The organism is Ignavibacteriales bacterium (genome assembly GCA_016709765.1).
Lineage (GTDB): Bacteria > Bacteroidota > Ignavibacteria > Ignavibacteriales > Ignavibacteriaceae > IGN3.
Genome location: JADJMD010000011.1, coordinates 1 through 12,354 on the forward strand (window position 1 = coordinate 1; position 12,354 = coordinate 12,354).

11 protein-coding genes and 2 pseudogenes are annotated in these 12,354 nt (G+C 35.4%); 1 reads left to right on the forward strand and 12 read right to left on the reverse strand.

Translation table 11 applies throughout. From position 1 onward, the window contains the following. The 12 genes and pseudogenes from IPJ23_05990 to IPJ23_06045 all read right to left on the reverse strand — a co-directional run. Nucleotides 1-824: RnfABCDGE type electron transport complex subunit B (locus IPJ23_05990; GenBank protein ID MBK7630235.1), on the reverse strand; the 824-nt coding region annotated here is incomplete at its 3' end. A 100-nt stretch (nt 825-924) separates the two neighbouring features. Further along, nucleotides 925-1,155 (reverse strand): FAD:protein FMN transferase, encoded by a 231-nt coding sequence (locus IPJ23_05995; protein ID MBK7630236.1) that lies wholly within the window; start codon nt 1,153-1,155, stop codon nt 925-927. Continuing rightward, complete coding sequence (locus IPJ23_06000) at nt 1,092-1,757, reverse strand: FAD:protein FMN transferase (protein ID MBK7630237.1); 666 nt, start codon at nt 1,755-1,757, stop codon at nt 1,092-1,094. Before IPJ23_06000 ends, IPJ23_05995 begins: the two co-directional genes overlap by 64 nt. A 149-nt stretch (nt 1,758-1,906) precedes the next feature. Beyond that, nucleotides 1,907-2,176, reverse strand: a complete 270-nt coding sequence (locus IPJ23_06005) for a NusG domain II-containing protein (GenBank protein ID MBK7630238.1) — start codon at nt 2,174-2,176, stop codon at nt 1,907-1,909. Then, nucleotides 2,176-2,640: a twin-arginine translocation signal domain-containing protein gene (locus IPJ23_06010; protein MBK7630239.1), complete on the reverse strand. Its 465-nt coding sequence runs from the start codon at nt 2,638-2,640 to the stop codon at nt 2,176-2,178. Before IPJ23_06010 ends, IPJ23_06005 begins: the two co-directional genes overlap by 1 nt. A gap of 103 nt (nt 2,641-2,743) precedes the next feature. Continuing rightward, nucleotides 2,744-3,316: an electron transport complex subunit RsxA gene (gene rsxA / locus IPJ23_06015; GenBank protein MBK7630240.1), complete on the reverse strand. Its 573-nt coding sequence runs from the start codon at nt 3,314-3,316 to the stop codon at nt 2,744-2,746. A 1-nt stretch (nt 3,317) separates the two neighbouring features. After that, nucleotides 3,318-4,010 carry an electron transport complex subunit E gene (locus tag IPJ23_06020; protein MBK7630241.1) on the reverse strand — a complete coding sequence of 231 codons (693 nt, stop codon included), beginning with the start codon at nt 4,008-4,010 and terminating at the stop codon, nt 3,318-3,320. Continuing rightward, entirely contained in the window at nt 4,007-4,570 is a 564-nt protein-coding gene (locus IPJ23_06025; protein MBK7630242.1) for an FMN-binding protein, read from the reverse strand. Before IPJ23_06025 ends, IPJ23_06020 begins: the two co-directional genes overlap by 4 nt. Then, entirely contained in the window at nt 4,567-5,550 is a 984-nt protein-coding gene (locus IPJ23_06030) for an RnfABCDGE type electron transport complex subunit D (GenBank protein MBK7630243.1), read from the reverse strand. The genes IPJ23_06025 and IPJ23_06030 overlap by 4 nt, the downstream gene beginning before the upstream one ends. Before the next feature lie 119 nt (nt 5,551-5,669). Beyond that, nucleotides 5,670-7,015: pseudogene (rsxC, locus tag IPJ23_06035) on the reverse strand (electron transport complex subunit RsxC). A gap of 290 nt (nt 7,016-7,305) precedes the next feature. Then, a complete protein-coding gene (locus IPJ23_06040; protein MBK7630244.1) occupies nt 7,306-8,025 on the reverse strand; it encodes a T9SS type A sorting domain-containing protein in 720 nt (239 codons plus the stop codon). A 2,199-nt stretch (nt 8,026-10,224) separates the two neighbouring features. After that, a complete protein-coding gene (locus IPJ23_06045; GenBank protein MBK7630245.1) occupies nt 10,225-10,713 on the reverse strand; it encodes a hypothetical protein in 489 nt (162 codons plus the stop codon). A gap of 367 nt (nt 10,714-11,080) precedes the next feature. Between IPJ23_06045 and IPJ23_06050 the strand changes: the two are divergent. Further along, a pseudogene (locus IPJ23_06050) lies at nt 11,081-12,273 on the forward strand (MFS transporter). Nucleotides 12,274-12,354 lie beyond the last annotated feature (81 nt).

Here is a 12,354-nt window from a genome sequence, read left to right on the forward strand (position 1 = left end):
GGCGCATTTTCCGCAGCTCTTTCCGGATGAATTAACTTTATGGCACCTGTTTTACATTTGTCAATTGGAATTTTACTCAGATCAAGCTTATCATAATTTATTTCAGGTAAAAAGACTCGCATCTCAATTCCGCCATCTGATTTACGGGCGCATATTCCGCAGCCAAAACAAGCAACGTTACAAACTTCTTTTGCTCTTTTAGGATCATCGTGATTTTTACAGAATACAAATAATTCTCTGTCTTCGGGATGAATTTCAATTACTCCACGTGGGCAAGCTTCAACACATTGCCCGCAACCTGTACAAAGCTCTTCTACAACAACGGGCAAACCATTTTCATTCATAAATATTGCACCAAACTGACAAGCATCAACACAATCACCGCCACCTAGACAACCATACAAACACATTTTATCTCCACCCGCAACAATTGTTTTTACAGAGCAGCTTTGTGGACCAAGATATTCAACTCCTTCTTTTGTAACAGCTTCAATATTGCCGCCGTTACACAGAATTCTTGCAACAAGCTTAATACTTGCGGAACTTTCCATTCCCATTATTCTGGCAATTTCATCCACAACATCTTGTCCGCCAACAGGGCATCCAGTTATTTTTGATTCACCGTTAACAACTTTAACTGCAAAATCATAACAACCTGCATTACCACAAGCACCGCAGTTTGCGTTTGGAAGAATATCATTTATTTCAGCAATTTTAGGATTTTCTTCAACACGCAATTTTTTGTCTGCAAAGGCAAGGGCGCCGGCAAAGATAAATCCCAGTCCGCCCATAGTGGCTATTGCAATTATTAATGTATAATCCATTTTAGTTTCCTTCTGCTTTGTCATGCTGAACTTGGTTCAGCATCTTTCAAATCATCAAAGATCCCGGAAACAAGTTCGGGATGACCCCTAAGTAATTACATTAAAAACTTTTTAAACCCAGTCGAGTAAAATATTTTCCTTCAGAATCAATTATCATTCCTTCGGTATCTATTAGACTTTCTATCAACTTCATTCCTTGATTTTTTCCCATCACAAAAACTGCAGTCGCAAGTGCATCTGCGAAAGCGTTAGATTTACTTATTATCGTTACACTCTGCAATCCTTTTGAGGGATAACCAGTTTTAGGATCAAGTATGTGATGATAACGAATCCCATCTTTTCAAAATACTGTTCATAATCTCCCGAAGTTGCAACTGTATAATTATTAAGTTTTAATTTTTTAATAATCGAATTTGTTTCTCTAGGATGTTGAATACCAACAACCCAATTATTACCAAGTGCGCTAATCTCACCGCCAGCATTTACAAGAGCTTCTTTTAATCCTGATTTTCTAAGAACATTCATTGCTTTATCAACAGCGTAACCTTTTGCAATCGCCCCAAAGTTTAGTCCAACTATTCCTGTTTTTATAACCTGGTTATTACCAACAGCTTTAATTTTCTGCCATCCACTTTTAATTAATGCCGAATCAATTTCTGATTGAGACGGCAAATGTGGATTATCAGAATCAAACCCCCAGGTCTTTGTGAGATCATCAAGACTTACATCAAAACATCCATCAGAAATTTTTGTGATTGAATCACAAAGAACAATTAAACTAAAGATCTCAGGATCAACAGAGATAATTGAATCTGTTGAATAATTTATTTTCCATACAGGGCTTTCTTCATTATAAGTTGTAAATAATTCATCTATTCGTTTTACTTCAGCAAATGCTTGTGTAATTGCATCTTCAGCTTTTTTTTTCGTCATCATCTCGGACTTGAATATCTACAACAGTTCCAAGAAGAATTTGAGTGCGTTTAATTGTTTTGGTTTCATTATCATTGTTCCTGGCAATGAAAAACCCAATAAAAAAAAGAACGATTACCAAAACACTATATGCAATTGCATTTTTCAAATTAGACTAAAACTACTTTCACTAATACTTTGTTTGGCGCACAAGCTATTACATTTCCAACTCCACTAGCAACAGTATGCTTACAAATTCCATGTCTGCAAGTTGAAGTATGAACTTGTGCAATTCCATTTTCTATCTTAAAACCTGTTTTACCTAGCGGACCATCAACAAAAACATTTTTATAATTTTTATTTAACGATATTCTATCAACCAAACCTCTTTCATTCTCAATTACAATTTCTTTTCTGTTTGATTTAAATATTGAAGAAATTAAATCTCTTTCATTGTACTCCGCTGTAAAGAAATATTGTGCTTTTTATTCTTTATATTTCTTCTGATGTTTTCTAATGCAGAAGTAAAATCATCTAAAGCATAAATAGAATTATTCCCATCGCTTACTATAACATCCGAATCAATTTGCTTGTCTAATCTTTTAATTCTGTAAATAATTGATCCATTATTAGAAAATGATTGTTTGTTTGCTTGTAAATCAAACCTATTGATTACTTCTCCAATTTTTGAATCAGAAATTACAATCGGCTGTGAATTACTTTTTACTTTATTCTTAAATACTGAAACAAGATTGTTTATTACTTGTTCGTCTGCTGGGATAAACCCGTGCATCGCATAATAAACAGATTTAGAATTACCATTTAACTTGCCTGTTGTGTATCCAGCACCGAGTGCAACAGAAGTTAGACCGGCAATCTTTAAAAAGTTTCTTCGTGATATCATTTTATCCTCAATAATAAATTCAGTTTAATAAGTCATGCTGAACTTGTTTCAGCATCTCAAAGATTTAAATAGACCCCGAAACAAGTTCGGGATGACTAAATAATTAAATCATTCCCGCAAAGCCCATAAAAGCTAGTGCAAGAATTCCAGCTACAATTAATGTAATCGGCGCACCCCGAAATGGTTTTGGAACATCTGCCAGATCAAGTTCTTCTCTTATTCCTGCCATAATTACCAAGGCAAGCGTAAATCCGGCCCCTGCGCCAAATCCAAAAATTACACTTTCTAAAAAGTCATAACTTCTCATTGATGCTAAAAGTGCTAAACCAAGAATTGCACAGTTAGTCGTTATCAATGGAAGAAAAATTCCAAGCGCTCTGTAAAGCGGCTGAGAAACTTTTTTGATCACCATCTCAACAAACTGAACAAGTGCGGCAATAACTAAAATGAAAGATGGAATTTGTAAAAATTCTAATTTGTACGGAACAAGAATCAAATTATAAAGAAGCCAGCTAACAATTGCCGTTAGTACCATTACAAATGTTGTGGCCATTCCCATTGAAATAGCGGAAGAAGTTTTGTTTGATACTCCGATGAACGGACAAATTCCAAGAAAGTATGATAGAACAAAGTTGTTAACTAATGCTGCTGAGATAAAAATTATTAGTAATTCCATTTTATACTCCAGCCTCTTTTAAAACTTCTTCTGTAATTTCTTCTCTTCCGGATCTTTTATATTGAGCAATTAAAGATTCACGTTCTAAATTTTTCTTTCTTTCGATAAACATATTCGCAAACCCCATCATCAAACCAAGAGTTAAAAATGCTCCAGCCGGTAAAATCATTATTAACCAGGGTTCAAATCCATTTGGTAAAACCTGAAAACCCATAATTGTTCTTGATCCGATTATTTCTCTAACACTTCCGAGCACAAAAAGTGAAATTAAAAATCCAGCGCCGTTTCCAAGCGCATCTAAAACTGATCTTAACGGATTATTTTTTGACGCAAAAGCTTCTGCTCTGCCTAGAATAATACAGTTTACAACTATAAGTGGAATGAAAGGACCGAGCGCTTTACTTAACTCCACAAACTGAGCTTTCATTACAAGATCTACAATTGTTACAAAGGTTGCTATGATAACAATGTATGATGCTATTCTAACCTGGTTAGGGATCCATTTTCGTACAAGCGAAATAAGCAAACTTGAAAATACAAGAACAAAAGTTGTGGCAAGCGCCATTGCAATTCCATTTATAGCTGAAACAGTAACAGCAAGTGTCGGACACATTCCAAGTATTTGCTTAAAAACTGGATTTGTTTCCCACAAGCCTTTTGTAAATTCTCTCAGGAGCGTTACTTGCTTTTTCATTTCGAGGCTCCTTTATTTTCAACCGCTTTCAATTTTGTAATTCCTTCGTTTACTATTGTAACAACAGCACGCGATGAAATTGTTGCCCCGGTTATTGATTGAACTTCATTTGGATTTGAAGGCTCAACGCCTTTTACTAATTTTATGAATGGGGTTGGTGTTAATCCTTTGTACTGATCTTTATATGGCGGCTCAAGAATTTTTGTTCCAAGCCCGGGTGTTTCTGATTGTTCAAGAACTTCGATGGAAGTGATTTTGTTTAAATCTTCAGCAAGACCAATCATCAATTTAATTTTACCTTGAAATCCATTTCCCGAATAAACGACTGAATATCCGACTGATGAATCTGCTTGATTAAAAACTTTATAAACTTCAAATCCTGAGTGTTTAATTTCTTCGTATCTTTTTCCATCAAGATGAACAAGATAAATAGCCCGTTCTGTTTCGGCTTTTTGATTAGCTGCGATCTTTGGTGCCGCCCAGTTATTAACCAGCGACAACGATCCGCCGGCAATGATTCCAATAATTGTCAGTGCTGCAACAATGTGAGTTACTTTCATTTCTTTTCCTCCTTAACAACTCCAAATATTCTTGGAGAGGTGTATCTGTTGATAAGAGGAACAAATCCGTTCATAAATAAAATTGAGTACATAACACCTTCGGGTAAGCCGCCGTAAATTCTTATTACTATTAGCACAAGTGAAATGCCTAATCCAAAAATCCACATACCTTTATTTGTAATTGGTGATGAAACCCAATCAGTTGCCATAAACATTGCACCAAAAAGAAAACTTCCTGCAAAGATGTGAAAAAGCGGAGAAGGGTTTTGCGGATTGATTAACCAGAATATTCCGCCAAATAAAAACATTCCGATTATCATTGAAAGAGGTATGCGCCAGTTTACAATTCCAACTGCTATTAAAAATATTCCACCAAGCAAAACAGCTATTGCAGATGTTTCACCAAGTGAACCGCCAATATTTCCAATCATTAAGGGAGTTTGTGCTGTTAAAATTTTATCAAACTTAAATGCGGCCAGCGGAGTTGCGCTTGTAACAGCATCAACAGCAAAGTTTGGCTGAGTCCAGGTTGTAATCTGTACAGGAAAAGCAGCTTGCAAAAAAGCTCTTCCTACTAAAGCAGGATTAAAAATATTATATCCCAATCCGCCAAAAATCTGCTTGCCTAATCCAATTGCAACAACGGAACCAATTGCAGTTGCTGATAAAGAAAAATTAGGCGGCAATGTTAAGGATAAAAGCAAACCTGTTAATGCTGCACTGCCATCAAACCAGGTAACTTGTTTTTTTCGTATTAATTGAATTGCGGCTTCTGTTCCAACAGAAAAAATCACAGCAGTGATCATTATTACAGCCTGGTAAATTCCAAAGAATACCAATGCTGATGCAATGCAGGGAACGAGTGCAAGATTAACAAACCACATCACTTTTGATGTTGACCACTTTGAATGCAAATGAGGTGATGTTGTTAAATCAAAGTGTACTGTTTTTTTTGTTTCTGTAATTGTAGCTGTTTCCATATTTTTTTTGATGTCATCACGAGTCCCGGGACAGCGGGAGGAAGTGATCTGTCATTATTTTAAATAACCTAATTTCATTTAAAGATTGCTTCACCGACTAAAGTCGGATTCGCATTGACTTACTTAGTTGCAGCTCTTTCCTTCTGCAAGTCTAAAACTTTTTGTTTGCCTAATCTTATCCACTGAACAAGAGGAATATTTGCCGGACAGGTGTAAGCACAAGTTCCACATTCCATACAAACCGTTACTCCTGCTCCTTCCGCATCTTCAAATCTGTTTAGTTGTGAATATCTAGCCAGCTTTGTCGGCATTAAATTTAATGGACAAGCGCCAACACACTGGCCGCATCGCAAGCAGGGCGTTTCCGGGTTTTCTGCAACTTCATCTTTTGTTAAAACTAAAATTCCAGATGTTGCTTTCATTACAGGTGCATGTAAATCGAACTGTGCAACGCCCATCATTGGGCCACCGACAACAATTTTTACTGCGTCTTCTGTTACTCCGCCGCAATAATCAATTACACTTTGAATTGAAGTACCAACAGGAACAATTAAATTTTTGGATTCAGTATCCCTTTTCCGGAAACTGTCAATGCTGCCGTAATTAAAACTTCGCTTTTAACTATGGCATCGTGGATAGCAATTGCAGTTCCGATATTTTGAATAACGGCACCAACATCCATAGGAAGTTTGCCCGGAGGAACTTCTTTACCTGTTACGGCTTTAATCAACATCTTTTCCGCGCCTTGCGGGTATTTTGTTTTTAATGATACAACTTCTAACCTGGGCTCAAACTTAATTTTGTTTGATAATAACTCAATCGCTTCTGGTTTGTTATTTTCAATTCCAATTACTCCGCGTTTAACATCAAGAGCTTTCATTATTAATTTTAATCCTGATATCAAATCATCCGGGCGTTCAATCATAAATCTGTAATCGCGGGTAAGATAAGGTTCACACTCACAGCCATTAAGAATCACCACATCAATTACTTTATCCTTAGGCGGAGTAAGTTTAACAGATGTTGGAAAAGCTGCGCCGCCCTGTCCAACAATTCCACAAAGTGCTACTCTTTCTCTAATTTCATCGGGAGTAATTGCTTCAGGATTAAGACTTGGTAAAAGAAATTCTTTGGTCATTGATTCAGATTCAATCGTTCCATTTCGTTTTATTACAATTGAATTCTTTGGAAATCCGCTTGATGTTTGTTCTTTGCCAACACTCATAACTTTCCCTGCAACAGAAGAATGAACAGGTGCAGAAATAAATCCCTCTGCACTAGCAACAAGCTGACCCGCAGTTACATCATCACCTTTTTTAACTTGAAGCAAAGCTTCCTTACCAAGATGCTGAGAAAGTGGAAGGATAATCTGATCGGGTAAAGGGAAACATTCAAACTTAAGATGCTCGGTTAGTCCTTTATATTCTTTGGGATGAACACCACCATGAAACGTTTTTGAACTCATAAACAATCAATTCTACAAAGTTTTACAATTAGCAACATTGAATAAATAATAAATTAAAGCACAACGTTTTTTCTAAAAGTATGCCACTCAATTAAATATAAATGTTGTGTTTAAGTTGATAAAACGAAATTATTGATTGTTAATTGCAAAATGAATTTTGCCAAATAATGGAAATAAAAACGTGTTTTCTAAGAAATGAAAAAGGCCTGATCGGCGAGAGTTTAATTATAAATGCTCAACGTTCAATTAAATATTAAAACATTGAGCATTTAGTCTTAATGATTCAAAAATTATTTTAATAACATAAGTTTTTTAGTTTGAGTAAAACTGCCAGCTTTAATTTGGTAGAAATAAACTCCACTTGCAAGACTGCTTGCGTTAAAGTTTACTTCATACCTGCCTGCAGGTTTTTCTTCGTTCACTAATGTTGAAACTTCTCTTCCAAGAATATCATAGATTTTTAGTGAAACAATTCCTGCTGTTGCAATGCTGTAACTTATTTTTGTACTTGGATTAAACGGGTTTGGATAGTTTTGTGATAAAGAATAAGATATCGGTGCATATGGGGTTTCATCAACGTTAACTATTAAACCGTGTACTCGAATCGTATCGTAAACAGATAACCCCTTTTTTGTATAAAGATAAAGCGTATCTCCACCCCAAGGAATGTTTGAATTTTGCTCACCGATAAAAGTCACACGCCAAGATAGTTTATCCCCAGAAGGATTAGAAAGCACCACTATATCTCCACGAGACAATGTATCCCGTCTTTCGGGTCTCGTTTCGGATAGAGCAAATTGTGTCCTTTCCCAGATCTCTCCCACTTTTTCGAAAATTTTATAATTTAGATGCGGATTTACGGGAGGAGCAATATTACCAAATATTTGACTTAAATAATTTGAAGAATCGTTGAATGTAAATGAAAACACAAATTTATAATCAAACGGATATCTATATCCATTAATAGTTTGATAACTAAATTGATCAATTGAATAATCTAAGTTTTGCATATTTGGGTTGCTCCACCTGCTTCTTGTCTCATCCAAACCAGTAATAATATCTTCCGTATAAAGCGTCATTCCATCAAAAAATATTGATTCGTTATTCGGATAAATCGGTTCGTTTAATACCGTAAATTGATTTGTTGTTTTGTTAAATACAGAAAATGTTTTGGCTGTATTCGGAATGGTATCAGTAAATGATATAATATATTCTTCACCCGTGAATTGTGTTGAATCTATTACTCGAATCTCAACAGGAACTTCTGCATAATGTCTTATCCATTCAAAGTTTTGAACAGGAAGAACTTGTCTCTGTGTTTGCTTTCCAAACTCTAGTGTAATATCAGAATATGAACTATTTCCATCTGTTACTTCAAGTTTAATTTTTAATCTATCTGAATTTGGAATGTTAACAAGGTAGATTGGGATTGCTTGAACTGCAGTATCGCTAGTTACATTTATGTTTTGGGATGTTTGAAAAACCGTATCCGAGTTTAAACTGTACCACACTTTTAATAGTAATGGGTCGTTCTCCGGATCACCAATTAATAGATTAAAATTATAAGTTTCGTTAGCAACTGTAACTCCGGGATAGAGTTCCTCATTAAATATCTTTACAAATGGTTTTCCATTTCCAGAATTATTAACAGTAAAGTACCCACTTTCATCAATTGCATAAGTAAACCCATCATTATTTTTTGCACAGACAATTATCTTTGCAAATGAACCATCTTCAACTAACGATGTATTCCAGTTATAAGCACCAGCATTAGGAACATTATTAGCGATTGTTTGCCAACTCTTCCCATAATCAGGACTATATAAAATATCAACGGTGCCACTTGAATTAATTGAGTTCCATGTTATTGCTTCATTGCCTGATACGATTTTATGAAAGGTTTGACTTGTAATAGAAATTGAATTTTTAACTGCTACAGTATCAAAATTTGAATTGTATAGTGCTTCAGCATATTTCATCTTAACTAAGATTTCAGCTTTAGAATATCCAAAGACAGATGCAGTAACTATTCTTTTTGTTTCCGTTGAATTAATTGAGAAATATTCGCCCCCCCACAAATAATCTCCGTCTTCGCCTCTTACTGCGTGAGGAATTGAATCTACATAAAACACGCTAGAAGGCCACGTATAATTTCCAGGGGTAATTTGATCCCACATTCCTTCATCATCAGACATAGTAATGGCACCCGCAGGAACAAAGTAATCAAAGCTTGCAATTTTATTTGTTGTAGGAGTGTAAATAAATGATTCCCCAAACATTCCAACCCGACCTTGCCAATTTGGATTTGCAACTGGGTTGATGTGGTTATCAAAATCTGAAGTAACAATTAGATTGTCTTTGGGATAATACAAAGAAACATCATCATTCCATTCGGGGTCCTCGCCTCCAACGTAAGAACCAGTTAAATTTCCAAAAACAAGTTTGTGATAATTGTGAAGCGATTTATTTTTGACATCATATATTTTGAAAAGAATATCTTTATAAATTGGATTATTCAATTCAACATATCGCACTCTAACTTCAATTCCATGTCCTTTAATGGATGGATCGGTGGAATCCGGCAAAAAATCGTTTTGTACAAAATTTTCTTCATCATTAAAATCATCCATAACGAATAAAGCTTCTTCATCACCGACATAGTTATTCGGGCCATATAAACCGTTCCATACACCGGTTCCATATTCCGGATGATCTATCCAAAAGGTTGGCCAAGTGATAGGCTCTGTACTAATTGCAACCCCCATTCCTATTTCATCCAAAATTGGATTAAAGTAACCCAAAAGTGGTTCAAAGGTATAAGATTTTCCGCCTCCGCCCTCACCACCGCCAGGTCTATCAACAGGAGTTATAATAACCGAATGAATTGTATCAGGAATTCCATCTGGAGGAAGTGTGCCGCGTCTATAATCTCTGATGGGAAGTTCTAATCCAAAAACGATACTCATATCACCAGCATAAACATTGTGCGGATAAATCCAACCAAATCTTGGTCCTTCACTACCTGGCTGAGCAATTATGCCAGTATTAGTAAAAACTGTCTTTACTTGATTTGCGTCAATATTTCCCGCTCGACGATTTTGAGGATTACCATGTTGGGGATAAATTGTTGAAATGAAGAAGAAAGAAAGAACAAATACCGAACAAAGAACTTTAGAATTTTTCATAATGCTCCCCTGTGAATATAAATTTTATTTAACAACACTCCACAAATTTTTCTTCTTAACACCGAAGGAAACTATTTTTGAATCAACAGGAACTTTAAATCCGCAAAGCAAAGATCTTGCTTTTGTTTTTACAGGAAAGTTATCGCTAAAGCATAAGTTGTGTGCTTTAGAATCCTGTTCTTCGCTTCCGTCTTTAGTTAGATAGGTTGAAACAATTCCTTCTCCCTTTAAACCGGAACGATACTCGTTTCCCTTATCGTCTTTAAGTGTAATGCTCATTGTGTACTCAGCACCCATTTGAATACTCTTATCAGAAATATTTTCAATTGTAATATCTGCAACTAAAAATTTGCTGCCGCTTTTTGTATCGGAATCCTTAAACTCAATAAGTCTGTGTAATTTAATTTTAACTTCACTGTTTTTTAATTCAGATATTACCGCGTTTTTGTTTTGCGCTAAACCCATAGAAAATAAAGTAGTTACTAGTAGGAGTGTTATTAAGTGTGTTTTCATAAAAATCTTTTTTATTGCCTCTGTATGTTTAAAATATTTCTCTTCAATTTCAATTTATTTAATTGTAAGGAACTAACGGATTAACAATTATCGTTCCGAGAATGGAATTAGATTATGGCTTTAATTTAAGTATTTATAAATATACAGGCCTGTTTTTAGCTCACAAATGAAGAGTAATGAATACACAAGTAAACTCAGTTTTAATAGACAAGCTGCAACTCCGATTTAAAGAGATAAAGTTTTTGTTACTAAAAATCATCATAACTAAATTGCGCGCAATATTTTTAAAGGCATCGTTGTGGATATTAAAAACAAACTACAAGATCTAAAATCCGGTTTTCATAAAACATTCTGGGTGGCAAATGTAATGGAGTTGTTTGAGCGACTTGCTTACTATGGTCAGCAAATTGTTTTTATGATTTACATGCGTAATGATCTTGGTTTTACAGAAGCAGAAGCGGGACAGCTTTCCGGGATTTTTGGCGGTTTGATTTATCTGCTTCCTATTCTTGGTGGAACTCTTGCTGATAAATGGGGATTTAGAAAAGCTTTTAATATTGCGTTTACAATTCTCGGCCTTGGATATTTTCTTATCGGCTCAGTTGGAATGTCATCTTTTTCGGGTGTGTACGGAAACTTTAACCAATACTGGTTGTTAATGTTATTCTTAGTTTTTACTGCTTTCGGAGGATCTTTTATCAAACCATCTGTACTCGGAACCGTTGCAGTTACATCAACACCTGAAACAAAATCACTTGGCTTTGCAATTTATTACTGGCTGGTAAATGCCGGCGCAATGATTGGACCAACAATTGCATACTTTGTACGCGATAGCTTTGGTAACCAATATGTTTACATAGTTTCATCAATCAGTTGTTTTGCAATGCTGATTGTAAACATACTTTTATACAAAGAAGTTAAATCACCCGCCACGGATGTTGTTGAATCTTTTGGAAAGAAAATTGAAAACTTATTTGTTGTACTTGCAAATTTTAGGTTTATGATTTTTCTTTTAATCTATTCTTTGTACTGGATAATCTTCTGGCAGGAATTTATAATCGTACCTTATTACATAACAGATTATATAAGTGCTTCCGCACCTTATGAAATTATTCAATCGTGGGCCGGTGCAGGAGCAATTATTCTTTTACAAATTCCATTAAATAGATTGACGAAAAATCTACCAACCTCTAAAGCAATCTTATACGGGTTTGCATTTTCAAGTTTGATATGGGTTATCATCGGAATTTACCCGAGCATACCAACTATCGCGGCAGGAATTGTTGCTTTTGCGATTGGTGAAATGGTGCAGGCTCCAAGATATTACGAGTATATTTCTGATATCGCTCCTGCAGGACAGCAAGGATTGTTTCAGGGTTATGCGTTCCTTCCAATAGCAATTGCAAGATTTGTCGGTGATCCACTTGGCGGTTGGCTGTACCAATCTTCAAAGCGGCGGGCAAACCGGAACTTGTATGGTTTGCGTTAATTGGGATTGGTGTACTTGCAACAATTTTAATGTGGCTTTACAATAAATTTTTAGCTGTAAAAGAAGCATAATTGCTTTTTCATAATTGGTGATTGGCAAATTCGTTAACCGATCACCAATTTTTGTATGTTATTTCCACATTTTAGATCACA